This is a genomic window from Candidatus Sulfurimonas baltica (assembly GCF_015265455.1).
Taxonomy (GTDB): Bacteria; Campylobacterota; Campylobacteria; order Campylobacterales; family Sulfurimonadaceae; genus Sulfurimonas; species Sulfurimonas baltica.
In genome coordinates this window covers 1,037,491-1,061,717 of sequence record NZ_CP054492.1, presented here as the reverse complement: position 1 = coordinate 1,061,717, position 24,227 = coordinate 1,037,491, and the positions used below count along the sequence as shown (strand labels likewise).

The following is a 24,227-nucleotide window of genomic DNA, read 5'->3' as shown; positions in this document are numbered from 1 at the left end:
ATTATCTAGATTTTTCTACTATCTCTCTACAATCAATGCAGTATATCGCATGTGGCTTAACCTTTAATCTTTGAAAACCAATAGGTTCTTCACACATTTCACATATTCCATAATCACGAGTAGATATTTTTCCCAATGTTACATTAATCTCTCTTAATTCTTGCTCTTGCTGCCTAACTATCGCACTCTCAACCATTGAACTGTTGCCTACTGATGCATGGTCTGCCTCATCGTTCAACTCCAATGAATTAAGCTGGTCAAGCTCATCGTTAAAGCCTGAAATATTTTTCATAATTTGTACTTTTCTACTCTCTAAAATCTCTTTGAAATACTTAAATTCACTCTCTTGCACTGACATTCCCTTTTATGTTATTTATGATATGGATGGTTACTTAATATAGAAAAACCTCTATAAATTTGCTCTAGTAAAACTACTTTTGCAATTTTATGACTCATTGTGATATTTCCAAGACTTATTACGGCATCGCTTTGTTCTAAAAAACTATCTTCAAAGCCGTAAGCACCACCTATAAAAAATTTAATCGCAATTTTACCATCTAATAGCTTACTAAACTCATAACTATCGATTATTTTTCCATCAGGATGCAAACTTACACTAAAACCTTTGTTTATATGTGGATTTAGAAGCTTTGTATACGCCTGCTGTGAGGCAATTGATGAAATAGTGTGTGCTTTTGTTACATCTTTATTAAAAAGTTCAATATCTTGAATTTTAGCAAAGCGTGAGATCATTTTTATAAGCTCTTTATTTAATGGGTCATATGTTGAATGCTCTTTTTTGGCAATCGAGACTATATCTATATTCACTTTATAAGTCCGCTTCCAACAACATGATAAGCTACATGTGAAAAAGTATCCTCAAGTGTTACTCCTCCGATGGCACCGACTAAATGTTTTGATTTCGAAGCAATCTCGTCAAGCTTACTTCCTAGAACTGTTGATATGCCCTCTTTAGTGTTTGTCTCTCTAAAAGCCCCTAAACCAATATAATTTAAATCCATATCATTTGCCTGCAAAACTTCTTCTTCGTTATGAGTAGATATTCCTAGTATTTTGTCTTTTTTAATAACACTTCTCAATATTTCGACAGCTTTAAATATATTCTCATCTATAGCTTTTAAATCTTCCTGCCCTACATGTACACCATCGCAAAACTCTATGAGTTCATAAGAGTCATTAACGATTAAAAATCCGTCATAAATTTTTCTGATATTAATTAACTGCTGTTTTATAAACGCTATATCTGCATTTTTGTTGCGATACTGAATAATCTCTGCATTTTGATTTTTTGCAAGTTCTACAAATGCTTCTAAAGAGAGACTTTCTCTATCTAAAAGATTCTGATCGCAAAGTGCATAAAGTCGCATTAAGCAACTTTAAAGAGTGTAAGAAGGTCTGAGAGAGTGTTTTTTAAGTTATTTCTATTGACTATCATATCAATAGAACCTTTTTCAAGGAGAAACTCTGCTCTTTGAAATCCATCAGGAAGAGCTGAACCAATTGTTTGTTCTATTACTCTCTGTCCGGCAAAACCTACAAGTGCCCCCGGTTCAGCAATAATAATATCTCCGAGTGTTGCAAAAGATGCACTAACTCCACCCATAGTTGGATCAGTTAAAACAGAAATATACGGTAAGTTGTGCTTTGCCAATTTAGCAAGGGCAGCAGATGTTTTACTCATCTGTAAAAGTGAAAAAGTGCTCTCTTGCATTCTAGCTCCGCCACTAGCACTTAAGATTACAACACCATGCCTTTTATCAATAGCGCGCTCTATAGCACGAACAATTTTTTCACCCTCCACTGAGCCTAATGAGCCACCCATAAAAGCAAAGTCAAATATAACAATTTGCACAGGTACACCATTCATCTCGCACTCACCGCTCACTACTGATGAAGTTTTGCCAGTCTTTTTTGTTGCCTCTTCAATTCTCTGCTTGTAAGACTTTTTGTCTACAAACTTTAGTGGATCAACTGGTTTCAAATTGCCATCATATTCTACGAATGTACCCTCGTCTGCCAAAAGCTCAATGCGCTCTTGCACCCCTATACGTATATGGTAGCCACACTTTGGACAAACATGTTTTTGTTTTTCAACCTCTTTGTAAAACATTAAAGAGTGACAAGATTTACACTTCACCCAATGAGATGATGCTTCGCTTTTTATTGGTTGTTTTTTTTCTGAGTTAAAAGAGAAAATGCTTAAGAAGTTCAAAATGTATCCTTATATTATAAATAATCGGGATTATATCTTATTTTGACTTTATTTGTAGAATTTAGGGTAATATTGCGCTAAAAAGTAGACTGTTTTTTCTACATGTAGATAGTTTACATGTAGAAAAATTATTGTGATTATTTAAGTAAAGATTTTATAATACTTCTTGCAGCTTCACGACCGTCAAATGCAGCTGTTACAACCAAGTCGGCACCTCTGTAACAGTCTCCGCCGGCGTAAATACCAGCAGTTGTACTTTCGTGAGTATCTTTGTTTACGATTATCCCGCCCCACTTATTTGTATCTATTCCGTTTTCCGCTAAAAATGATGGAACTTCTGGATCAAAACCCAATGACATAATAACTACATCAGCATTAACTCTAAACTCACTCCCTTTTAGTTCTTCCATTTTTTGGCGGCCACTATCATCTTTTACTCCTAAAGTAGTTTTCACAACTTCAACAGCTACAGCTTTACCAGATTCATTTAAAATTATTTCTCTTGGGGATGCTAAAAAAGTAAAAGAAACGCCCTCTTCCATAGCATTTTTATATTCTTTTTGACTTCCAGGCATATTATGAGCATCACGACGGTAAAGACAAGTTACAGATTTTGCACCCTCTCTTTTTGCTGTTCTAAGACAGTCCATAGCAGTATCTCCACCACCTATAACAACAACATCTTTATCTTTAAAATCAAACTTTTTGTCATATGGCGTTTTAAAATTTTTCTTTTGAATTGATGTTAAATAATCCATAGCATCATAGACATTAGGAGCATGTTCTCCTGTTAATGACGCACTTTTAGCCTTTGTTGCACCAACGCCGATAAATATTGCATCATGTGTATTTGCAATATCTTCAAAAGCAATATCTTTTCCAACTTCACAATTTACAATAAGCTCCATACCTGCTTCTTGTAAAAATTTTACGCGACGATTAACTATCTTTTTATCGAGTTTAAAGTTTGGAATTCCATATGTTAAAAGTCCTCCTGCTCTATCACTTCTCTCATACATAGTAACAGCAATTCCAGAACGCAAAAGATAAGTTGCAGCTGATAATCCAGCAGGACCACTTCCTATTACAGCTACTTTTTTATTCGAAGTTACTCCAGGAAATTCTGGCTTAAACCCTTGTTTAAAGCCCTCTTCTGTAATATGTGTTTCTATTGAACCAATTGTAATAGCACCATGACCATCATTTAATGTACAATCACCTTCACATAGTCTATCATGAGGACAAACTCTTCCCATTACTTCTGGAAATGGAGAAGGCTCATTAGATAATTTAAATGCAAACTCTAAATCTTTTTCACTAATAGCTTTTAGCCACTGTGGAACATAATTATGTAATGGACATTTGTTTAAACAAAATGGATCTCCACATTGAATACATCTATCACTCTGACTTGCTGCTTCATCACGCTCAAAAACTTCATAAATTTCACCAAAATCTTTTGTTCTTTCGACGACTAATCTTTTCTTTGCTTCTATTCTATCAACTGTTAAAAATTCTCTCATTGTTAATCTCCGATCTCTAAGTTCATAGGTAATTTAGTTAAATTTTTAGGTTTTACCAACCAGAAATTACGTACTTCTACTCTAAAGTTATCAAGCAAATCTTTTGCTTTTTTACTACTTGTTTCTACTACATAGTCTTTTAATAATTTTTTCAAATAGTGTCTTGCCTCATCGCCATCATCTGTGTCAATACGAATAGACTCTACAAGCTCACGGTTAACATTTTCAACAAAGCTGTGATCTTCATCGTAAACAAACCCAATACCGCCTGTCATACCAGCACCAAAGTTTATACCTGTGCGCCCAAGAATTACGACTATACCACCTGTCATATATTCACAAGCATTATCTCCGGTACCCTCAACTATAGAGATTGCACCTGAGTTACGTACAGCAAATCTTTCACCTACGCAACCTGATATATAAAGTTTACCACCAGTAGCTCCATACAGACACGTATTACCTCCGGCACTAAAATGTTCACCCTCATTTTTGGAAGTAATAATGATTTTACCGCCATGCATACCTTTACCAATATAATCATTTGCTACACCACTCAAGTAAATTGATACGCCTGGAATTAAAAATGCGCCTAAAGCTTGTCCAGCTATTCCGTTTAAATTAATTTCGATAGTATCAGCTTTAAGTCCAGTATCACCATAATATTGAGCTATTTCACCACTAATAAGTGCACCAAAACTTCTATGCTCATTAGTAATATCTCTATTTATTCTAATAGGATGTTCCGGATGTTTAATAGCACTCATTGCTTCTTTTAAAACATCTTTTTCAAAAGCATTATCATCAAATGGAGGATTAGATTTTTGCTGATGAGTATTAACACCATCTTCTTGGTGAAGAACTGAACTAAAATCAAACTTTTTAGCAAAAGGATCTTCTACAACTTTTAACAGATCAACACGACCAACCATCTCTTCTATAGTGCTAAAACCTAAAGTAGCCATAATAGATCTAATATCTTCAGCCATTAGCGTAAAATAGTTTACAATTTGATCAACATGTCCCTTAAAGAACTCTTGGCGAAGTTTTTCATTTTGTGTTGCTATACCAACAGAACATTTATTTACATGACAAATTCTCAACATCTTACAACCAACGATTGTTAATATTCCTGTACCAAATGCGTAAGACTCAGCACCTAAAAGGGTAGCTTTTATAACATCCAATCCTGTTTTTAAACCACCATCTGCTTGAACTTCAACTAGCTCTCTAAGGTTATTAGCTTTTAGTGCATTATGTGCTTCACTAAGTCCAAGTTCCCATGGGTTACCTGCAAATTTTATAGATGTTAATGGAGCAGCACCTGTACCGCCATCACCACCAGATATAATAATTTTATCGGCATATGCTTTAGCAACACCGGCTGCAATAGTACCAACACCAATAGTAGAAACCAATTTAACCGCTACTCTAGCTTTTGGATTAACCTGTTTAACATCAAAGATAAGTTGTGCCAAATCCTCAATAGAGTAAATATCGTGGTGAGGAGGTGGTGAAATAAGAGTAACACCAGGGACCGTATGACGAAGTTTACCAATAAGTGGAGATACTTTATGACCCGGAAGTTGACCACCTTCACCAGGTTTAGCACCTTGAGCTACTTTAATCTGAATCTCTTCTGCACTTCTTAAATAAGCCGGTGTTACACCAAATCTACCAGATGCAACTTGCTTTATTTTTGAATTACGATCAGTACCAAAACGCTCGGAATCCTCACCACCCTCTCCAGAGTTTGACTGAGCACCAATCTTATTCATTGCCATAGCTATCGTTTCATGTGCTTCAGGAGAGATTGAACCAAGACTCATTGCAGCTGATGCAAATCTTTTAAATATTTCCTCTTTAGGTTCAACCTCTGAGATATCAATAGCTTTTCTATCAGATTTTAGTTCAAAAAAGTCACGTATAAACTTTAGTCCACGTTTATTTACTAAATCTCTTAATTTATCATAATCTTGTTTTTTGCCACTCTCTGCAACTGCATGTATTGCATGAATTACAGAAGGACCGAAATCGTGGTGTTCTTGTCCGTTATAAAACTTATAATATCCACCAATATTAAGTGGGAAAATTTTATTAAAACCACTCTCTTCAAAAGCATCTTTATGATATTTTGTAAGTCTTTCATCTATGTCATCGTAGTTTAATCCGTTTAAAGCAGAGTGAGAACTGCTAAAACAATCTTTAACTATTTCACGACTAAGACCCATAACATCAAATAATCCAGAATTACGATAAGAAGCTATTGTTGCAATACCCATTTTAGACATTATTTTAAGAAGTCCTGCATTTAATGAACCATGAACTAATTTTAAAGCTTCATGACAATTCACATTAATAGCTTTAGATCTGTCAGTGTGTTCAGCAGTGGTAGCAAAAAGAAGATTTGGGTATACAGCAGAAGCACCATACCCGATCAAGACAGCTGCACCATGAGAATCTGTAACTTCTCCAGTAACTGCAATCATAGAAACGAGATGACGAATCTTAGATTTAAGAAGAGCAATATTTAGACGACCAATAACCATTGCCATAGGCATAATCTTATTATCTTTACTAAACTCATAATCATCCAATATCACTATTCTAGTTCCATCATTTTTAACAGAGCTTATTACATTTTCTACCAAGGTTTCTAATGCATCTTTAAGCCCACCACTAAAAGCAGTTGAAAATGTTTTATTGCAATAAAAAGCCTGATAGCTAGGTGATTTTTTATCTCCGAATGATTTTAATACTTCTAATTTTTCTCTAGTTATAATTGGTGATATAGCCTTTAAACGATGAGCGTGAGTTGGAATTTCATCTAAAATATTATGAATTTCACCAAACCCTGTATTGAGACTCATTACGACTTTTTCTCTGATAGGATCAATTGGAGGGTTTGTAACCTGCGCAAATTTCTGTTTAAAAAAGTCAGTAAATGCTCTTTGCTTATTTGAAAATGCAGCAAGCGGTGTATCATCACCCATCGAACCAACAGCTTCTTTTCCTTCAATAATCATAGGTTCAATAACTTGTTCAATAACTTCATGAGTAATATTGAAATATCTTTGTCTGTTGATTAGATCTTGTCCCTCATAGTCACAATTAGTCATATATTGATCTTCTACATGTTCTTGCAGATATATCATATGCTCATTTAACCATTTCATATATGGGTTTGAGCTTTTCAGGTAATCATTTATCTGATCATTTTTAAGTAGTTTTCCAAATTTTAGATCTAGCCCCAACATCTCACCAGACTGTAGTCGACCTCTCTCTTTTATATCCTCTTCTGCAATATCTACAACACCATACTCACTTGCTATAAGAAGATTATCATCTTTAGTTACTATATATTTCGACGGACGAAGACCGTTTCTATCTAATACACAACCAATATAACGTCCATCAGTTACAGAAAATGCAGCCGGTCCATCCCAAGCTTCAAATACTGTTGAATGATACTCATAAAATGCACGAAGTTCAGGATCCATATGTGGAGCATTTTGCCATGCACCTGGGATTACTGCACGAACTGCTTTAAAGAAATCCATACCATTAACTAGAAGAAATTCAAAAAAGTTATCAGCACTTGCGCTGTCAGATGAGTTCAATTGTAAAATTGGCAATATTCTTTGCATCTCTTCATCTGTAAAAACATCACTTTTTATAGACTCAGATTTTATCTCAACATTAAAACGGTTACCTTCAACAGAGTTAATCTCACCATTATGAGCAACTGCACGAAATGGCTGTGCAAGTCTCCATTCAGGAAGAGTATTAGTTGAAAATCTTTGGTGAAAAAGTGAAAAAGAGATTTTAAAGTTCTCATCTTGTAAATCTTTATAAAACTCTTTAATATGAGTAGGCATAACAAGCCCTTTATATGAAAGAACTGTTGAACTCATTGATGCTATGTAAAAGTTTCTATCATCTACTAGTTTATGTTCGCTCTCTTTGCGAGAAAGATATAAAAGAGCATCAAATCTGTTTGTAGCCATAATTGAGTTTGGGATTATAAAAAGTTGAACAATATTTGGAAGTGATGCTAATGCCTGTGCACCTAGCGCTCTTACATCAACTGGTACCTCACGTCTAAATACAACTTTTAGATCATTATTAATACAGATTGATTCGATTATGTCAAGATGAGCTAAATCTTTTGTAAAAACAGATGCTATTGCAAATTGCTTTGGTAGTTCGATGCCATTTATGGATGCCTCGTTACGAAGAAAGTCCTCCGGCAAAGAGAGAAGTAGTCCACTACCATCACCTGTTTTACCATCAGCCGCTACTGCACCACGATGCATCATTCTCTCCAATGCTGTAACAGCATCGTTTAAAACTTTATGAGAAGCTTTATTTTTAATGTTGGCAACTAAACCAAATCCACAATTATCTTTGAATGATCTTAACAAATCACGATATTCAACCATCTTCACTCCTAAATTTTACAATTTATGCAAATTTTTTCAAATTTTAATCTCTTTTTAATATAACTTGGTATATTTAGAGATAGGTCACGTATTGTACTATTTAAAGGTTTAAGAAAGTATAATATTAGAAATATTTTTTTAATAAATTTCAATTATGTAGGGAAAAGAAGCAAATATGCAAGGTTTTATTCTAAATCTTAATAAAGTTAAAGATGAAGACTTGATAGTTACAATATTATCAAGAGATAGCTTAGATACTCTTTATAGATTCTATGGAGCAAGACATGGAGTGATAAATCTTGGCTTTAAAATTGATTATGAAAAAGACAATTCTACAAAATCAACTATTTCAAGATTAAAAGATGTAATCCATATTGGTTTTAGGTGGATGAATGATTATAAGTTATTGAAAGTTTGGCAAGACTTTTTAGCACTTTTTTACAAACACCTAAAAGATGCAGAGGAGATAGATGAGTTTTACTTTGACTTAATAGAGAACGCATCACAAAATTGGAATAAACAAAACCCAAAAAGAGTAGCTATAGAATCTTATATAAAAATGTTGGAGCACGAGGGAAGACTACATGTAGATCTTGTTTGCTTTTTATGTTCGCTTCCTATAAAAAATGATGTTTCACTTATACGTGCATATCTCCCAACTCATAAAGAGTGTTCTCACACCTTCAGTATAAAAGAAAAAGAATTTAATGAGTTATTTCAAAACAAGTCCACCCTATTTCTAAGTGACGAAGAAATAAACAGACTTTGGTATGTATTGCTTGAAGGGCTTTAAATAGTTACAACAACTCAGCAAGCTCAACAGCGTTCATCACTTTATTGTAATCTGGATGCATTCCAAGGTCTGGGACAATCTCTTTGTACATTATTTTCCCATCTTTGCCAATAACAAAAATTGAACGAATCAGCAACCCTTTAAGTTCACCATCGGTAATCACAACGCCATATTTTTCACCAACTTCCCTATGTGCAAAATCTGAAGAAACATCAATGTTCTTTATACCACGTCCTTCACAAAAACGATCATCAGCAAAAGGAAGGTCCATTGAGACAACAGTCATATCAACATTCGGATAGTTTTTAATCTCATCATCAAACCTCTTTGACTCCAGAGAACATACAGGTGTATCAATAGATGGAACTGTTGCAATCACTTGCACTCTGCCACTTTTACCGCCTATTGTTTTAATAGACAAGTCCGTCTTTACAACACGTACTATTGGTGCATCTTCACCAACATTTGGATAATTTCCTTTAACCATCAATACCTTGCCTTCACTTTTAACAACTATGCTAGAAGCAATTAAGAATGTTGTTGATAGAATAAGTAATACTACTGCGATTTTTTTCATGAGATTGTCCTTCTATTTTAAATTAAGTTTTACATTATAGCTATTAATAAAAAAAATACCAATTACAGAATATGCAAAGATAAAAAATCAATAGAGATGACTATAGAGACAGCAAGTATATATTCATTTAAAGTAATCACCGAAGTAGTAGATACTGATGAGCAATTTGAACTTATTAAAAATTTAAATTGTGATTAAATTCAAGGCTATCTAATCTCTAGGCCTCTTCCGAAAAATGAGATTGACAGATTTTTAAATATAAAATAATGATTTGAGATTGTTGAATAAGCTTGATATCAAATAGTATCAAGCTGTATTTAAGGAGTTACTATCTTTTTAGATTATTTACAGTTTGTAGCATTTCATCACTTGTAGTGATTACTTTTGAGTTTGAATCATAAGCTCTTTGACCCGTAATAAGGTCAGTTAGTTCAACAACAAGTTCAACATTACTTAACTCAACAAAACCTTGTCTCAATACTCCAAGACCGTCAAGACCAGGAGTACCCTCAACTGGTTGACCAGAGCTGTCTGTTTCAATATAAAGGTTATCTCCCATAGAGTGCAGACCGGCTGGATTTATAAAGTTTGTTAGTGTAACTTGTCCGATTTGTGTAGCCTGAGTCTGTCCAGGCTGAACAACAGTCATTGTTCCATCTGTACCTATACTGATGTTTGTTGCATCAGGTGGAATAACAACTTCAGGAACTAGTTTGTATCCATCACTATTAACCATCGTGCCATTTTCATCAATTTTAAATGCACCATTTCTTGAGTAGACCTCAGTTCCATCTGGAAGCTCAAGTTTAAAAAATCCTCTACCAGTTATAGCTAAGTCCAGTTGATTGTCAGTCTGCTTGAGACTTCCCTCTGAAAAAATCTTATTTATAGCGGTAGGACGAGAACCAAGACCAACTTCTATACCTGTAGGACTCTTTGTTACATCACTAGTAGAAGTTCCAGCATATTCCATAACCTTGTACATCAAGTCTGCAAACTCTGCACGAGATTTTTTAAATCCAATTGTATTAACATTGGCAATATTATTTGCTGTGGTATCTATTTGTGTCTGCATCCCCAGCATTCCGGTAGAGGCAGTATAAAGTGATTGCATCATAATTTTATTCCTTAATTTTATTTCATAAAATGAAGAAAACTCTTCATTTGTTATTCCAGTAAAGAAACAAAAGTTCCTTTACTTCGCTGGCGCCGCTTAGACTACTAAAGCTAAGATTTTCTAGCAATTTTTTCAATTGCATCGCGGTTCATATCATTCATCTGTGTATCCATGGCTTTTTGATACATTCCTACGAGACGATTTGTCTCTATCATATTTGTCATCATTTTAACGGCATTAACATTGCTTTTTTCTACAAAACCTTGTCGTACAGCTCCACTCTCATCTAAACTTTTAAGTTCATCAATTCCAGGATATTTATAAAGATTATCACCCTCTTTTTTTAGAAGATTCATATTATCTGGCTGTGCAACAAAAAGTTTAGAACCAGCGACTAGCTTTACACCGTTTGGTACATTAGTGTACATGTTTCCATTTTTATCGACTTCTATTATGCTGTCTTCTCTGTTGATAACTATTGGGCTTTTTGATGCAAAATAATCATTTGGCAAAACTTCATAACCTTGTTTAGTCACAAGCTTACCTTCATCATCGGCAGTAAATGAGCCATCTCTTGTAAGTCTTACTCCCTCTGGTGTTTTAACCATAAAGAACATGCCCTCTTTCGAAAGAGCAAAATCTAGCGGATTATCGCTTTTTTGCAATGTTCCTAGCGAATGATTAGTAAATGAGTCTACAATTTGTGGAGCTTTATTCATGGCTCTGTTTAGAAACTGAGCCGCTTCTTTGGTATTATTTTCGTTTGGAACTTCATCTCTTGCCTCTTTATAAAGACGCATAAAATCGCCAACAACAAGATTATCTTCCTTAAATCCAATTGTATTTACATTGGCAAGATTATTTGCAATAGTATCTAAACGATTAAATTGAGTCACCATACCTGCTGTTGAGCTATAATATCCACTTTGCATAAAAATCCCTTTTTACTAGTTTATTTCAAATACAAAAGCAAGTAGTGTGCCAATAAATAAAAAAGGAGGCTTTAAGAATGTTTCGGTATAATCCACCTTTAAAAAATCTTACAAACTCTACATAAAGGCATACTTTATATGACAGCTAAAGAACTCAACAAAGCAATTGAAACTTTCTTTACCAATCAAAAATCAAAAGAGTGCTCAACATATGAATCACTGATTGAACTTTTTGACAAGCAACCAACGGCAGCACAAGCAAAAAATATATTTAAGCTTATTACAAAAAATAAAGCTTGTATATATACAGCATCAGAACATGCAAAACTTCTCAATGACAAAGAAGCTGAGGCAAGAAGATCTGTACAAAGAAAAATGCTTGAAAACAATGAAACTGATAAATTTGACATATTAAAAGAGCATGAACTTCTTGAGTGGTCTCGTTCAGACTCTCCTGTACGTATGTACTTACGTGAAATGGGTCAGATTCCTCTTCTTACGAAAGAAGAAGAGATTGAGATATCTAAAAAAATAGAAAATGGTGAGAGCATTATAATTGATGCAATCTGTTCTGTTCCATATTTAATAGATTTTATTTTAGACTATAGAGAACCTTTAATAAACCGTGAAAGAAGAGTTAAAGAGCTATTTAGAAGTTTTGAAGATGAAAAAGAAGAAACAGATACTAATGATGACACAGATTCTAATGATGACTCATCTGACGAAGTTGAAGAAGTAGTCTTAACAGCTAAAGATAAAACAAGAGTTGAAAAAGTTACTGTAAGTTTTAAAGCATTAGAAAAAGCAAAAAAAGAGTGGATTAAACTTGCTGATCAATCAAAAGAAAATTTAGATGGTGAAATAACAGAAGAGATAGTTATGTATTTCTTGGGAGTTACATTTAAAAAAGGTGCACTTAGAGAAAAATTATTAGAGTTGGGGCCAACCTCAAAACTAATAAATGAACTTGTTAAAGCTATGGAAACTGCACTTAAAAGTGATGATGGTTACGATAAAGAATTAAAAAGACTAGAATACAAACTTCCATTATTTAACAAAACTTTAAAAGCAAATCACAGAATTTTAGTTGATAAAATTTGTGACTTAAACAAAGAAGACATTGCCAATATGGTTCCAGAAGCTACTATGGTTAGTACATATATGGAAATTAAAAAGCTTGCACAAACAAAAGAGGCTTCAAAAAACAGCTTTGATATGGAACCTGAAAAACTAGCTGATATTTTAGAACAGATTAAACGTGGTAAAAATATTTCTGAAATCTCAAAAACTAAGATGGCTAAATCAAATCTAAGACTTGTTGTATCTATCGCTAAAAGATATACTAATCGCGGACTCCCTTTTCTTGATCTTATACAAGAGGGAAATATTGGTCTTATGAAAGCTGTTGATAAGTTTGAATACCAAAAAGGGTATAAATTTTCGACATATGCAACTTGGTGGATTCGACAGGCTATTAGCCGTGCAATAGCGGATCAGGCAAGAACTATCCGTATTCCAATTCATATGATTGAAACAATCAACCGTATTAATAAAATAATGCGTAAACACCTTCAAGAGCACGGCAAAGAGCCGGATGTTGAAACAATTGCTGAAGAGGTTGGATTGTCAGTTGAAAAAGTAAAAAATGTAATTAAAATTACAAAAGAGCCTATCAGTCTTGAGGCTCCTATAGGGAGTGAAGATGATGGTCGTTTTGGAGATTTTATAGAAGATAAAACATCACTGTCTCCATCTGATGCTATATTAAAAGATGATTTAAGAGTTCAGATTGAGAGTGTGTTAGAACAATTAAACGAGAGAGAAAAAGCTGTTATAAAACTTCGTTTTGGGATAATGGACGATGAAAGCGATAGAACATTAGAGGAGATTGGAAAAGAGCTAAGTGTTACTCGTGAACGTGTTCGTCAAATAGAGTCAAGTGCGATCAAGAAATTAAAACATCCTAAAGTTGGAAGAAAACTTAAGAATTACATAGAAGAGTAGCAGAAACAATATATGACATTTGAACAGCAGTGGATAGAGTATGACTACAACCCTTTTATACTCTTTGATTCAATCGGTAAAATAATATCACTTAACTCTGAAGCACAGTTCTTGCTTGGTGCTACTAGTGCAGATGAGATTTTTAAAATAGCAACCGCTTATGCGAATGTAACTTTTGGGTTCAAGACAACTTTTATAGAGTTAGAGTTTGGGCGTTATAAGTTTTTCGCTGTTACAGTAGGGTATGAAAATGAAAATGAAGTAGGGATTAAACTCTACCAATCACCATCTTTCAAGATTAATAAACCTCCTCAACCCATCGGTGAACTAACAAATATCTATACACTTGTAGATTTATGTATATCTACAAACTCTATTAACTCAAATATAATTTTTACAAAAGAGTTTGATCCGACAATACCTGAAATTATCATTGACTCAAACAGCTTTATAAAAATACTGAATAAAATATATTTATGTTTTATTCATAATGAAAAAATTAATACCAAAATATTTTACAGGGTTGGAGAGCACATAAAATATGAAGATAAAAAGTATAGTCTATTTTCTGTTGAAATAAGTGCTCAAAACATAGACAATCATAAGATGAATGAACTCGAAATTTTAACTGCAAATACAAGCTTTTATATAGATATAAAAAAGAATGTAACCATAAATATACCTATGATAACTTCTTAGAACTTATATATCCGACAACAATTCCAAGTAACAGAGATGGAAGATAGGTTGAAATATCTAAGAGGTTATTGTTTTTTAGAGCAATAAACCCCAATATAAGAAATAGATAGGGGATAAGTCTGTAGAGTGAAAAACCTGCCCTCCCGCCTTTTTTAATATCACTAATATTTAAAATTTTTATCTTCTTTTTCTCTTGTTTAACAATCTCTTTTAAATCAAGCTCTTCGTATGGGGCATTATTTACAGGTTCATCTTCATAAAGTGCATATGGATCTTCCAACTCATCAAGAAAGTCTCTTTTTTCATTAATATTTTCAGCTTGAACCTGCATCTCAACCATTCTCTTATACGCAAACGTTGAACCTATAATGATGAAAAAACTGCTTAAAAAAGCCACCTGTAGATTTATGAAAAACTCAAACGAAAATAGCTGCGTAGCCAAAATCAGCAACTCAACTGTCAAGAAGGATTTAATGGCTTTTTTCGCCATAGTCATCTTCCCAAAAACTATCATCGTCTTCATCATCCTCTAGTTTCTTTTTAATCGCGTAACGAGGCTCTTTGGCTAACTCTTCATACTCTTTATACTGTTTTGAATAAGCTTTGTACACGTTCAAGACAGCAGCTGCTATACCTACAGCAACTCCAATCCAAAAAGTCCAGGCATACCCTGTCATGCTTTTTAGTAAATACCCTATTCCAACACCCATAACAACTGCTACAACCATTGAAATACCCAAAGAGAGGCTATCAGCCGCCTCAATTATGGGTTTAATTCTAGGCTTGTGTTCCTCTTTTGATTCTTCTTTATTTTCACCCATTTGTAATTGCCTTAAATACTCTTGCACTTGCAGCAATTGTATTTTCAATCATCTCATCTGTAATTGCTGTAGATATAAAACCTGTTTCATAAAGTGAACATGCAAAGTAAAAACCTTCTTTAAGCATACCTGAGTGAAACTTGGCAAAAAGTTCCGCATTTGAGTTACATGCATCAGCGAAGTTTTTCACCGGTTTTTCATTAAAGAAAAATCCAAACATACTTCCGCGTGTATCTATCTGCATTGTAATTTTGCAAGCCTCTGCTTCCTTTTGCATCCCCTCAACCAATCTAGTTGCTCTTGCGTTTAATACGGACATCACTTGAGCATTTTTCTTTAGTTTACTAATAGCAGCCAGTCCAGCTGCCATTGCAACCGGGTTTCCACTAAGTGTTCCAGCCTGATATACAGGACCTTCAGGGGAGAGTTTTGCCATAATCTCTGCTCTTGCGCCAAATGCACCAACCGGCATACCGCCACCTATAACTTTACCGAGAGTAAGCATATCCGGCTTAACACCAGTTATAGACTCTGCACCATTAATAGAAGCTCTAAAACCACTCATAACTTCATCGAAAATAAGCAGAGTTGCATTTTCATCGCAAAGCTTTCTTAACTCATGTAAGAACTCTTTATCTGCCGGAACCAATCCCATATTCCCTGCTATTGGCTCAATAATCACACATGCTATATCTTTGCTGTCTGCAAAACATTTTTTTACACTCTCTATATCATTATAAGTTGCAAGTAAAGTATGTTTAGTAAAATCAGCAGGAACACCTGGTGAACTAGGATTTCCAAAAGTAACAGCACCGCTTCCAGCTTCAACAAGTAGTGAGTCACTGTGCCCGTGGTAACAACCTGTAAACTTTACAATATCATCACGACCTGTAAATCCACGAGCCAAACGGATAGCACTCATAACTGCCTCTGTTCCGCTGCTTACAAATCTTATCTTATCAATTGAGTCAAACATAGATATAACAAGCTGTGCTAAGTCTGTCTCAGCCTGCGTTGGTGCTCCAAAGCTAAGACCATGTTTTACAGCTTCTATAACAGCACTCTCAATTGCCTCATCTCTGTGACCAAAAATAAGCGGTCCCCAACTTTGTACAAAGTCGACATACTTGTTTCCATCAACATCAGTTAAATACGCTCCGCTGCCTTCTGTAATAAATATAGGAGAACCTCCAACGCTTCTAAATGCTCTTACTGGAGAGTTAACTCCGCCTGGGATTAATTCTTTTGCTTGATTGAACGCTTTAAGTGATGCTTCTGTACCCATTGAATGACCTTCGTAATTTTTTTTGTTATTATAGCCAATAACTATTAATCTATATTAGTTATAATCATTCAAAAATTTATAATAAATGGAAATATTTGAATCGCTCATCTTTTGCCCTTTTTGTGGCACTCTTAATTCATTTTTTACTTATCTTGCTCTTTTGGCTGCTTGGTAGTATAACGCCTGAAGTAAAAAAACCAATAAAAGAAAAAGAGGAACAAAGGATGAAAGTATCTCTAAAAGAGATGCCTAAAAAGTTTAAAGATGCAGGAGTTACAAAAGAAGTAATAAAACCACCAAATATAGCTCCACCTATGCCAAAAGGAAAACAACTTAAAGAGATTGTTAAGCCGATAAACCAACAGCCAATCTTGTATGATCAAAAAAAGATACAAGAGCAACCAGAAATAAAAAAACAGCCAATAAATCCCCCAAAAGAAGAGCCTGAAGAAGAAGTAAAACACACAAATAAAACAGAGCCTCTTCCACCAAAAGAGAAGCATGTAGTTTTAGAGCCTAAAAAAGAGCCGGTGAAAGAAGAAAAAAAAGATCCTCTTGCCTGGATGTATGAAGACAAATCAGAGCAAGAGGTAAAGATGAAAAAAACTGTTGTTCAAAACAGCAGTAGTATAGACCAGAACATAAAAGAGCTTTACGGAGAGGAGTTTGGTAAACTAACTCCAGGGCAACAACAGTATATAATAGACAATCAGGAGATTATGAGAAGAATTACTCAACAGGTCTTAACCAGAGTCGCAAGTGTAAATTTACCAAGAGACATAAATGTGAATAGAACCAATATTATAGAGTTTTATCTTCATCCAAATGGTGACATAAGTGATTTTAGATTTTTACAAAAAAGCGGATATTTTGTGCTTGACAACACTACTAAAGAGACTATTGATTATGCATACAGCAAATACCCAAGGCCAAGCGAAAAAACATTGATTAGATACAATGTTTTTTATAATTTAGCGAGATATTAAACTCTACATGTAGAGTTTATTTTTTCTCAAGTAAAGCTAAAGCGCCTTTATAGATTGGCTCATCTATAAAACCATACTCCTCATCTACAAAGCCTGTTATACCCTGCTCTTTATGCATTTCAAAAAGCTTTATAATGACTTGTGCTCTTTGGATATCTTTAACTTCATTTACAAAGATTTTATTTACATGTAAAACTTGGTCTGGAGATATACACCCTTTTGCATCATAACCGATACTCTTTTCAAGTTCTAACCATTTATCGAACTCTATTAAATTTTTAAACTCCTGATAAACAAAAGAGACAGGTTTTATACCCATTGTTTTACATGAGATAAAAAAATGTGACAACATGTAAAGCATTGTCGGATTATCTCTGTTTATAAGCTTATGAGAAAGTTTTATATCTGCAAACAAATCTAAAATACCCAAATAAAATGTTGTAACATCTTCATGAACTCTCAGAGAAGATAAATTGTGCCAAGCTGATGCAGTTTCTATTGAGAGGTGAAGTTCAATATCGTCATTCAAAAGTGCACGTACCTGCTTAACTTCCTGCGGCGTTCTGATTTTAGGAACTCTTATGGCATCGGGCATAAATTGATTCAGGTATGTAATCTCTTCATATCCAGTTTCATCAAGAGAGTTTACCCTTACAACAAGTTTTTTATTACATGTAGCTAAATGTGATATAAATATGGCACACAAAACTAATGCAAAAGGTTTCTCTTCCTTGCTTACTCCATCTTCTAAATTAAGCATTATGCAGTCTGCATCTAAATCTTCTATTTTGCTTAAATGCTTTATATTGTTACATGACAACATTAATACTGAACGAAAATTATTATCTTTGTTTATATTTCTGTATTTAGGTTTTGCAAGAGCATCAAGAGCTTGTAAATCTCTGTTTTCATACGCAATTTGTATCTCTTTTAATAATTCATTTCTCATCTGAGCTGCTTTTTTTCTGTTTTTCCTGTAAATAAAAATAGAGTGCCTGAATCTCTTTTTTTGTTAAAAAGTATCTAGGCATACCATCTTTTCTTTCGTTTAAAGCATTGTAAAATCTACTAAAATTAATATTGTTTATAACAGCGCCTCTAAAGCTTTTTTTCTTTTTCTTTTCCATGTAAGAAGCAACCAGCTTCCCCTCTCCACTCTCTCCATGACATAGATGACATCCTATTCCTCTCGGGTTCTTATAGAGCGACGATGCGTACTCCATAGGGGTTATAAAGCTTGATTTAGCAAATAGGTAAAATGGTATTAATAAAAATAATATGTATCTCATAAAGCGACCCTTCAATATATAACGGTATAATAACAAAAAAATAATTTATGAGGTTTAAATGCAACTTCTCGATGGAAAAGCACTTTCAACAAAAATAGAAACTATTGTACTTAATGGCGTAAAAGAATTTAAAAAAATTTCTGGCTCAGTTCCAGGATTAGCCGTGGTACTTGTAGGTCATGACCCCGCAAGTGCTGCTTATGTAAGCATGAAAAAGAAGGCATGTGACAGAGTAGGATTTTATTCTGTTACACATGAAATGCCAGAAGATATTTCACAAGAAGCAATAGAAAACACTATCACCATGATGAATAACAATCCAAATATTGATGGCATATTAATTCAACTGCCACTTCCCCCACAAATAGATACAACAAAAATACTTGAGCTAGTAGACCCAAGCAAGGATGTAGACGGTTTCCACCCTTACAATGTTGGTCGTTTAACAACTGGGCTTGATGGATTTGTTCCATGTACTCCACTTGGGGTTATGGAGCTTTTAGCAGAGTACAAGATTGATGTTAAGGGAAAAAATTGCGTTGTAGTAGGGGCTTCTAATATAGTAGGAAAACCTATGGCTGCCCTGCTTTTAAATGCTGATGCAACTGTTGAAATCTGCCATATATTTACTGATAATTTGAAAAAACATACACTAAATGCTGACATTCTTTTAGTTGGTGTCGGTGTAATCAACCTTATAAAAGAAGATATGGTAAAGCAAGATGCAATTATAATTGACATTGGAATAAACAGAGCTGATAATGGAAAACTTGTTGGTGATGTTGACTTTGAAAATGTTAGTAAAAAATCTTCTTACATAACCCCTGTTCCAGGCGGAGTTGGTCCTATGACAATAGCTATGCTTCTGAGCAATACCCTAAAAGCTGCAAATGCCAATGCACTTAAGAGAGCATAGATGAAAGAGATTTTACATAAAACTTATAGATTCTCAAACTCATGGACAGGTACTATAATAATAGTTTTATTTGTTATATTTTTTATAGCTCAAGCGTTTAGAATACCTAGTGGCTCAATGAAAGATTCACTTCTTATTGGTGACCATCTTTTTGCTAAAAAATTTGCCTACGGTATTTCTATGCCGCATATACCATTCCTTGAAATGTCAATTATGCCTTGGAGCGATAATCTTCGTCTTATAGACGGAGACAAGCCAAAAAGAGGCGATATAGTGATTTTCAGACCGCCAAACAACACTAAGCAGCATTTCGTAAAAAGATGTGTAGCAACTCCTGGTGATGAACTTTTCTTACATGAGAAAAATTTGTTTATTCATTTCAGTGAAGGTGATGAATGGATAAAAGAGAACTTCAAAGATTTTGAAATAGTTGTTTTTGCAGGAAGACTGTGGGTTAAAAATCCTTACAGAAAACAACATCCAGGTATTCATAATGATGATAAAATAGTTGATAATGGCAAATACCACGCTCAGCTGTTTAACTTTGCCCCTATTAAGATTGAAGAGGACAACTACTTTATGATGGGTGACAATCGTGACCACTCAAATGACAGCCGTTTTTGGGGAGCAGTGCCTTATGATAACATTGAAGGAACTCCTTGGTTTATTTACTTCAGCGTTGATGAGCATTGGGAAATCAGATGGGATAGAATCGGTAAAACTCCTACAGACTTGGAATCACCTGAACACTTAGATAAAGCAATAGCAGAACGAATAAAAAAAGACAAAGATGACCATGGAATCTATTGATTTACTTAAAATACTAGCAGCCGTATTGGCGCTTGCAGTAGCAATTATAGGACATGAAATAATGCATGGCTGGGTTGCTTACATGTACGGCGATTCAACTGCAAAAAATGCAGGCAGATTAACTATAAATCCTCTCTCTCATATAGATTTGGTTGGAACAATCATAGTTCCGTTAAGTTTGTACTTTTTACCAATGCTTCTAGGTGGAGAAAGTGGCTTTTTATTTGGTTGGGCAAAGCCGGTTCCTATAAATACAGCAACCGTTATTAAAAGAGCTGGATACAACGGAGCTATGCAGGTTGATTTAGCTGGGATTGTATATAATTTCACATTGGCAGTTTTTGCCTCTATAGCGATTGTTTCTATGAGTCAACCAAGTAGTGCTGACAGCTTGGCTTATATATTTGCATATATATTTGTATTTCAACTATTAATTATAAACGTTGTTTTAGGTATTTTCAACCTTCTTCCTATACCTCAATTCGATGGTGCTCACTTTATTATGCACTTATCTCTGAAATACAAACTAAATGCAATTGCGGAATTCTTTTACAAGAACGAGAGGTATGGGATAATTATAGTGCTTATTGTTCTTATGACCCCTTTAAAAAATTATCTGTTGCTTATGCCTGTGCAAACAGTTTTAAACTTACTAATATCATAAAGGAAAAAAATGAAATTTTACATAGCTACAGACCATGCTGGAATTGATTTAAAAGACTACACAGTTGAACTGCTCAAAGAAAAAGGGCACGAAGTTGTAGACTTAGGTCCTTTTTCAAAAGAGAGAGTTGACTATCCTGACTATGCAGTTAAAGTATCAGAAGCTGTTCTGGCAGATGGCGATGCACAAGGGATTTTGATATGTGGCTCAGGCATCGGCATGAGCATGGCTGCAAATAGACACACAGGAATACGAGCAGCACTTTGTCATGACGCATACACTGCAACTGTAGCTCGTGGACATAATGATGCAAATATTCTCTGCTTTGGCGAGAGAATTATAGGTCGCGGTGTGTGTGAGTCTATTCTTGATGCTTGGATAGCCGGTGGTTTTGATGGTGAAAGACATGTGGGACGAGTGGCAAAGATAGAAGCAATTAACTCTTAAAGGAAAGCTATGTTTTGGGAATGGTCATTTTTAACAATACTATCAATAGTTTCTATATATCTATTTGTTAAAATGTTTTACTTTAAAAGCATTACAAACAAAGAACAAAGAAGCAATGAGTTGATGAAGCTAACTCTTAAAGAGGCTGAGATACTTATAAGAAAGTATCAGATTCAGTTACAGCGTGCTTTAGGGAATGTTGATATTTTAAGCGATGAGTTAACAAAACTAAGAAATGAGCTTAAAATACTAAAAACGAGAAATACTAAGCACAGACAAGAGACAGACCGCTTAAACAGTAAAATAAAAGCACTAGAGAGTCGTATTGACGCTCTATTATAAAGGAATAAATCATGAAACTTAGCAATATTGAGAGAAAAATAATTGAAAACTCTATAAGAGACATAAAGGATTTTCCAAAACCTGGAATTGTTTTTAAAGACATAACAACTTTGTTAAATAACAAAGAAGCTTACGGTGTCTTGATGAACCATCTTTATCAGAGATACAAAGAGTACAACCTAGATTTTATTGCCGGTATTGACGCAAGAGGTTTTATTTTTGGTGCAGCTCTTGCACAGATGCTTGGAATTGGTTTTGTCCCTATTCGCAAAAAAGGGAAACTTCCATATACAACAATAAGTGAAAAATATTCTCTTGAGTACGGAGTAGATGAAGTTGAAGTTCATATTGACGCTTTTAGCGGTATAGAAAATGCGAGAGTTCTTCTTATCGATGATTTAATAGCTACTGGTGGAACTGCAAATGCTGCTGCTACACTTGTTAAACAAGCAGGTGCACAGTGCATAGAAGCTTGTTTTATAATCGGTCTTAGTTTCTTAGACGGAATAAAAAGCTTAGAGAGTAAAACTGCTGTTTATTCTCTGATAGAGGTTGAGTAATGTATATACCATCGGCTTCTAAATACGACCCAGATGAAAATGGACATTTTGGTATCTTTGGTGGTAGGTATGTTCCTGAAACACTTATGCCAGCACTATTAAGGCTGAAGGTTGAATATGATTCTATTCGATTTGATAAAAAGTTTTGGAGTGAAGTTGACTACTATCTTAAAGATTATGTAGGTCGCCCTTCCCCGCTATATTTTGCGCAAAATATTTCAAATGAGCTTGGTGCAAAAATTTATATAAAAAGAGAAGATTTAAACCATACCGGTGCACATAAAGTTAATAATGTAATAGCTCAGGGGCTAATGGCAAAAAGACTCGGTTATAAAAAAATTATAGCCGAAACCGGTGCTGGTCAACACGGTGTAGCAACTGCTACTATTTGCGCACTTTTGGACCTAGAATGTGAAGTTTTTATGGGTGCAAAAGATGTTCAAAGACAAGAACTTAATGTTTTCAGAATGAAGCTTCTTGGCGCTAAAGTGAACTCTGTAGAGAGCGGTTCACGCACACTAAAAGACGCAATGAATGAAGCAATACGTCACTGGGTCACAAACGCGAGGGATACTTTTTATATTATAGGAACAGTTGCCGGTCCGCATCCATACCCGATGATGGTTAGAGATTTTCAAGCTATCATAGGCTATGAAGCAAGAGCGCAGATACTTGAAAAAGAGAACCGTCTGCCAGATCATGTAATAGCTTGTATTGGTGGTGGTTCAAATGCAATAGGGATGTTTCAGCACTTTTTAGAAGATGAAGAAGTTGAATGTATAGGTATTGAAGCAGGTGGACTTGGAATAGAAACTAACAAGCATGGCTGTTCACTTAAAAAAGGGCGTCCGGGTGTTTTACATGGTCAAATGAGCTACACACTCCAAGATGAAGATGGCCAAATTTTAGAAGCACACTCTATCTCAGCTGGACTTGACTACCCGGGCATTGGGCCGGAACACTCTTTTCATAATGACAACAAATCTGTAAGTTATGATAATGTGACAGACCAAGAAGCACTTGATGCTTTTGTATGGTTGTCTAGAAAAGAGGGGATAATTCCTGCATTTGAAAGTGCGCATGCTGTTGCTTACCTTAAAAAACTACCAAACATAAAAGATAAACTAATAATCGTTAACCTCTCCGGTCGCGGTGACAAAGATATGATTCAAGCTAAAGATATTCTTCATTTCGATTAAAATCATATGAGTATTTTTGCCCTACAATCACCTGCGGGTGGTTTTTTAGATGAAGAACTAAAACGGTTTAACAAAGAGTTTGATGACTGGTGTGTTCAGTTTGACAGCCTTGAAGATGCTAGTATTATTGCAAAGAGTCTTGACAAAAAAAGAACTGCAGATGTTATTGAGATTACACCACTTAGTTACCCAAAGTACTTTTTTCACACTCTAAAAGGTATCATCCATGCAACAAGACAAATCGAAGATAAGATAATATGCATTGTTGAGCCATATATGGGTCAAAATTTTCGCATCGCTGTGTGTGACTTAACTACAAAAAATGTAAGAATTACAAATACCAGCTATAAAAATGTGTTAAGTGTAGAAGGTGCATTTGCACACTTTGAGCTGTAAAACATTATCTGCCGTTACGCGACCATAAATATAAAATAGACCTCAATTAAATCTACACTTTTAAACGATTGTTATGTAAAACTTAAAGACATAAGTTAAAAACTAAATTGTCTCCCAATTAAACTACATGTCAACTCTTCTTTATACATTTTTGGATATTATTATTTTTTAAAATTAACCTCTTACGGAATA

At 34.6% G+C, this 24,227-nt stretch carries 26 protein-coding genes; 12 read left to right on the top strand and 14 right to left on the bottom strand.

Annotated elements, in window-relative coordinates:
- Window position 1 precedes the first annotated feature (1 nt).
- From dksA to gltB, 6 genes are all read right to left on the bottom strand, one after another.
- On the bottom strand, window positions 2-352 hold the full coding sequence (gene dksA, locus HUE88_RS05360; RefSeq protein ID WP_194371857.1) for an RNA polymerase-binding protein DksA: 351 nt from the start codon (window positions 350-352) through the stop codon (window positions 2-4).
- Window positions 353-369: 17 nt separating this feature from the next.
- Complete coding sequence (locus HUE88_RS05355; RefSeq protein ID WP_194371855.1) at window positions 370-828, bottom strand: 23S rRNA (pseudouridine(1915)-N(3))-methyltransferase RlmH; 459 nt, start codon at window positions 826-828, stop codon at window positions 370-372.
- A complete protein-coding gene (locus HUE88_RS05350; protein ID WP_194371843.1) occupies window positions 825-1,388 on the bottom strand; it encodes a thiamine phosphate synthase in 564 nt (187 codons plus the stop codon). Before HUE88_RS05350 ends, HUE88_RS05355 begins: the two co-directional genes overlap by 4 nt.
- Window positions 1,388-2,233: an acetyl-CoA carboxylase, carboxyltransferase subunit beta gene (gene accD / locus HUE88_RS05345; RefSeq protein WP_194371841.1), complete on the bottom strand. Its 846-nt coding sequence runs from the start codon at window positions 2,231-2,233 to the stop codon at window positions 1,388-1,390. The genes HUE88_RS05350 and accD overlap by 1 nt, the downstream gene beginning before the upstream one ends.
- A gap of 137 nt (window positions 2,234-2,370) precedes the next feature.
- Window positions 2,371-3,756, bottom strand: coding sequence for a glutamate synthase subunit beta (locus HUE88_RS05340; RefSeq protein WP_194371839.1), 1,386 nt, complete (start codon window positions 3,754-3,756; stop codon window positions 2,371-2,373).
- Between the two features lie 2 nt (window positions 3,757-3,758).
- Window positions 3,759-8,198: a glutamate synthase large subunit gene (gltB, locus tag HUE88_RS05335; RefSeq protein WP_194371837.1), complete on the bottom strand. Its 4,440-nt coding sequence runs from the start codon at window positions 8,196-8,198 to the stop codon at window positions 3,759-3,761.
- Between the two features lie 175 nt (window positions 8,199-8,373).
- On the opposite strand from gltB, the gene recO reads away from it, so the two are divergent.
- On the top strand, window positions 8,374-8,991 hold the full coding sequence (gene recO, locus HUE88_RS05330) for a recombination protein RecO (protein WP_194371835.1): 618 nt from the start codon (window positions 8,374-8,376) through the stop codon (window positions 8,989-8,991).
- 4 nt (window positions 8,992-8,995) lie between these two features.
- On the opposite strand, the gene tpx is transcribed toward recO, so the two are convergent.
- The 3 genes from tpx to HUE88_RS05315 all read right to left on the bottom strand — a co-directional run bounded on the left by tpx (window position 8,996) and on the right by HUE88_RS05315 (window position 11,617).
- A complete protein-coding gene (gene tpx / locus HUE88_RS05325; RefSeq protein WP_194371833.1) occupies window positions 8,996-9,568 on the bottom strand; it encodes a thiol peroxidase in 573 nt (190 codons plus the stop codon).
- A gap of 328 nt (window positions 9,569-9,896) precedes the next feature.
- Window positions 9,897-10,685, bottom strand: coding sequence for a flagellar basal-body rod protein FlgG (flgG, locus tag HUE88_RS05320; protein WP_194371831.1), 789 nt, complete (start codon window positions 10,683-10,685; stop codon window positions 9,897-9,899).
- 110 nt (window positions 10,686-10,795) lie between these two features.
- Window positions 10,796-11,617 (bottom strand): flagellar hook-basal body protein, encoded by an 822-nt coding sequence (locus HUE88_RS05315; RefSeq protein WP_194371829.1) that lies wholly within the window; start codon window positions 11,615-11,617, stop codon window positions 10,796-10,798.
- 138 nt (window positions 11,618-11,755) lie between these two features.
- Between HUE88_RS05315 and rpoD the strand changes: the two genes are divergently transcribed.
- Both rpoD and HUE88_RS05305 read left to right on the top strand, forming a co-directional pair.
- The gene (gene rpoD / locus HUE88_RS05310; RefSeq protein ID WP_194371827.1) at window positions 11,756-13,621 is read left to right on the top strand and encodes an RNA polymerase sigma factor RpoD; all 1,866 of its coding nucleotides are present in this window, start codon (window positions 11,756-11,758) and stop codon (window positions 13,619-13,621) included.
- Between the two features lie 12 nt (window positions 13,622-13,633).
- Window positions 13,634-14,320, top strand: a complete 687-nt coding sequence (locus HUE88_RS05305) for a hypothetical protein (RefSeq protein ID WP_194371825.1) — start codon at window positions 13,634-13,636, stop codon at window positions 14,318-14,320.
- On the opposite strand, the gene HUE88_RS05300 is transcribed toward HUE88_RS05305, so the two are convergent.
- The 3 genes from HUE88_RS05300 to hemL are packed head-to-tail and all read right to left on the bottom strand — an operon-like array spanning window position 14,304 to window position 16,426.
- Window positions 14,304-14,810: a hypothetical protein gene (locus tag HUE88_RS05300; RefSeq protein ID WP_229860163.1), complete on the bottom strand. Its 507-nt coding sequence runs from the start codon at window positions 14,808-14,810 to the stop codon at window positions 14,304-14,306. The genes HUE88_RS05305 and HUE88_RS05300 overlap by 17 nt on opposite strands.
- Window positions 14,791-15,141 (bottom strand): AtpZ/AtpI family protein, encoded by a 351-nt coding sequence (locus HUE88_RS05295; protein WP_194371823.1) that lies wholly within the window; start codon window positions 15,139-15,141, stop codon window positions 14,791-14,793. The genes HUE88_RS05300 and HUE88_RS05295 overlap by 20 nt, the downstream gene beginning before the upstream one ends.
- Complete coding sequence (gene hemL / locus HUE88_RS05290; protein ID WP_194371821.1) at window positions 15,134-16,426, bottom strand: glutamate-1-semialdehyde 2,1-aminomutase; 1,293 nt, start codon at window positions 16,424-16,426, stop codon at window positions 15,134-15,136. The genes HUE88_RS05295 and hemL overlap by 8 nt, the downstream gene beginning before the upstream one ends.
- A 95-nt stretch (window positions 16,427-16,521) precedes the next feature.
- Here hemL and HUE88_RS05285 point away from each other — a divergent pair, with 95 nt between their 5' ends.
- The gene (locus HUE88_RS05285) at window positions 16,522-17,412 is read left to right on the top strand and encodes an energy transducer TonB family protein (protein WP_194371819.1); all 891 of its coding nucleotides are present in this window, start codon (window positions 16,522-16,524) and stop codon (window positions 17,410-17,412) included.
- A 16-nt stretch (window positions 17,413-17,428) separates the two neighbouring features.
- Here the strand turns inward: HUE88_RS05285 and HUE88_RS05280 are convergent, their stop codons facing one another.
- Together HUE88_RS05280 and HUE88_RS05275 are read right to left on the bottom strand one after the other, a co-directional pair.
- Window positions 17,429-18,361: an HpcH/HpaI aldolase/citrate lyase family protein gene (locus HUE88_RS05280; RefSeq protein ID WP_194371817.1), complete on the bottom strand. Its 933-nt coding sequence runs from the start codon at window positions 18,359-18,361 to the stop codon at window positions 17,429-17,431.
- Complete coding sequence (locus HUE88_RS05275) at window positions 18,351-18,701, bottom strand: c-type cytochrome (protein WP_194371815.1); 351 nt, start codon at window positions 18,699-18,701, stop codon at window positions 18,351-18,353. The genes HUE88_RS05280 and HUE88_RS05275 overlap by 11 nt, the downstream gene beginning before the upstream one ends.
- A gap of 58 nt (window positions 18,702-18,759) precedes the next feature.
- Here HUE88_RS05275 and folD point away from each other — a divergent pair, with 58 nt between their 5' ends.
- Genes folD through HUE88_RS05235 form a run of 8 tightly spaced genes read left to right on the top strand, consistent with a single transcriptional unit; the run spans window position 18,760 to window position 24,035 of the window.
- Window positions 18,760-19,617 (top strand): bifunctional methylenetetrahydrofolate dehydrogenase/methenyltetrahydrofolate cyclohydrolase FolD, encoded by an 858-nt coding sequence (gene folD, locus HUE88_RS05270; RefSeq protein ID WP_194371813.1) that lies wholly within the window; start codon window positions 18,760-18,762, stop codon window positions 19,615-19,617.
- Window positions 19,618-20,427, top strand: a complete 810-nt coding sequence (gene lepB, locus HUE88_RS05265) for a signal peptidase I (protein WP_194371811.1) — start codon at window positions 19,618-19,620, stop codon at window positions 20,425-20,427. It begins immediately after the preceding gene.
- Complete coding sequence (locus tag HUE88_RS05260; protein ID WP_194371809.1) at window positions 20,414-21,091, top strand: site-2 protease family protein; 678 nt, start codon at window positions 20,414-20,416, stop codon at window positions 21,089-21,091. Before lepB ends, HUE88_RS05260 begins: the two co-directional genes overlap by 14 nt.
- Window positions 21,092-21,100: 9 nt before the next feature.
- The gene (gene rpiB / locus HUE88_RS05255; RefSeq protein WP_194371807.1) at window positions 21,101-21,538 is read left to right on the top strand and encodes a ribose 5-phosphate isomerase B; all 438 of its coding nucleotides are present in this window, start codon (window positions 21,101-21,103) and stop codon (window positions 21,536-21,538) included.
- A 9-nt stretch (window positions 21,539-21,547) separates the two neighbouring features.
- On the top strand, window positions 21,548-21,880 hold the full coding sequence (locus HUE88_RS05250; protein WP_194371805.1) for a hypothetical protein: 333 nt from the start codon (window positions 21,548-21,550) through the stop codon (window positions 21,878-21,880).
- An 11-nt stretch (window positions 21,881-21,891) separates the two neighbouring features.
- The gene (locus tag HUE88_RS05245; RefSeq protein WP_194371803.1) at window positions 21,892-22,440 is read left to right on the top strand and encodes an adenine phosphoribosyltransferase; all 549 of its coding nucleotides are present in this window, start codon (window positions 21,892-21,894) and stop codon (window positions 22,438-22,440) included.
- The gene (trpB, locus tag HUE88_RS05240; protein ID WP_194371801.1) at window positions 22,440-23,639 is read left to right on the top strand and encodes a tryptophan synthase subunit beta; all 1,200 of its coding nucleotides are present in this window, start codon (window positions 22,440-22,442) and stop codon (window positions 23,637-23,639) included. The genes HUE88_RS05245 and trpB overlap by 1 nt, the downstream gene beginning before the upstream one ends.
- A 6-nt stretch (window positions 23,640-23,645) precedes the next feature.
- Complete coding sequence (locus tag HUE88_RS05235; protein ID WP_194371799.1) at window positions 23,646-24,035, top strand: hypothetical protein; 390 nt, start codon at window positions 23,646-23,648, stop codon at window positions 24,033-24,035.
- Window positions 24,036-24,227 lie beyond the last annotated feature (192 nt).

What these genes read in the sequence shown, in the direction of transcription:
- HUE88_RS05350 (WP_194371843.1), bottom strand. Translation starts at nt 1,388, where the DNA reads ATGCGACTTTATGCACTTTGCGATCAGAATCTTTTAGATAGAGAAAGT.
- HUE88_RS05340 (WP_194371839.1), bottom strand. Translation starts at nt 3,756, where the DNA reads ATGAGAGAATTTTTAACAGTTGATAGAATAGAAGCAAAGAAAAGATTA.
- gltB (WP_194371837.1), bottom strand. Translation starts at nt 8,198, where the DNA reads ATGGTTGAATATCGTGATTTGTTAAGATCATTCAAAGATAATTGTGGA.
- recO (WP_194371835.1), top strand. Translation starts at nt 8,374, where the DNA reads ATGCAAGGTTTTATTCTAAATCTTAATAAAGTTAAAGATGAAGACTTG.
- tpx (WP_194371833.1), bottom strand. Translation starts at nt 9,568, where the DNA reads ATGAAAAAAATCGCAGTAGTATTACTTATTCTATCAACAACATTCTTA.
- flgG (WP_194371831.1), bottom strand. Translation starts at nt 10,685, where the DNA reads ATGATGCAATCACTTTATACTGCCTCTACCGGAATGCTGGGGATGCAG.
- HUE88_RS05315 (WP_194371829.1), bottom strand. Translation starts at nt 11,617, where the DNA reads ATGCAAAGTGGATATTATAGCTCAACAGCAGGTATGGTGACTCAATTT.
- rpoD (WP_194371827.1), top strand. Translation starts at nt 11,756, where the DNA reads ATGACAGCTAAAGAACTCAACAAAGCAATTGAAACTTTCTTTACCAAT.
- HUE88_RS05305 (WP_194371825.1), top strand. Translation starts at nt 13,634, where the DNA reads ATGACATTTGAACAGCAGTGGATAGAGTATGACTACAACCCTTTTATA.
- HUE88_RS05300 (WP_229860163.1), bottom strand. Translation starts at nt 14,810, where the DNA reads ATGGCGAAAAAAGCCATTAAATCCTTCTTGACAGTTGAGTTGCTGATT.
- HUE88_RS05295 (WP_194371823.1), bottom strand. Translation starts at nt 15,141, where the DNA reads ATGGGTGAAAATAAAGAAGAATCAAAAGAGGAACACAAGCCTAGAATT.
- hemL (WP_194371821.1), bottom strand. Translation starts at nt 16,426, where the DNA reads ATGGGTACAGAAGCATCACTTAAAGCGTTCAATCAAGCAAAAGAATTA.
- HUE88_RS05280 (WP_194371817.1), bottom strand. Translation starts at nt 18,361, where the DNA reads ATGAGAAATGAATTATTAAAAGAGATACAAATTGCGTATGAAAACAGA.
- HUE88_RS05275 (WP_194371815.1), bottom strand. Translation starts at nt 18,701, where the DNA reads ATGAGATACATATTATTTTTATTAATACCATTTTACCTATTTGCTAAA.
- folD (WP_194371813.1), top strand. Translation starts at nt 18,760, where the DNA reads ATGCAACTTCTCGATGGAAAAGCACTTTCAACAAAAATAGAAACTATT.
- lepB (WP_194371811.1), top strand. Translation starts at nt 19,618, where the DNA reads ATGAAAGAGATTTTACATAAAACTTATAGATTCTCAAACTCATGGACA.
- HUE88_RS05260 (WP_194371809.1), top strand. Translation starts at nt 20,414, where the DNA reads ATGGAATCTATTGATTTACTTAAAATACTAGCAGCCGTATTGGCGCTT.
- rpiB (WP_194371807.1), top strand. Translation starts at nt 21,101, where the DNA reads ATGAAATTTTACATAGCTACAGACCATGCTGGAATTGATTTAAAAGAC.
- HUE88_RS05250 (WP_194371805.1), top strand. Translation starts at nt 21,548, where the DNA reads ATGTTTTGGGAATGGTCATTTTTAACAATACTATCAATAGTTTCTATA.
- HUE88_RS05245 (WP_194371803.1), top strand. Translation starts at nt 21,892, where the DNA reads ATGAAACTTAGCAATATTGAGAGAAAAATAATTGAAAACTCTATAAGA.
- trpB (WP_194371801.1), top strand. Translation starts at nt 22,440, where the DNA reads ATGTATATACCATCGGCTTCTAAATACGACCCAGATGAAAATGGACAT.
- HUE88_RS05235 (WP_194371799.1), top strand. Translation starts at nt 23,646, where the DNA reads ATGAGTATTTTTGCCCTACAATCACCTGCGGGTGGTTTTTTAGATGAA.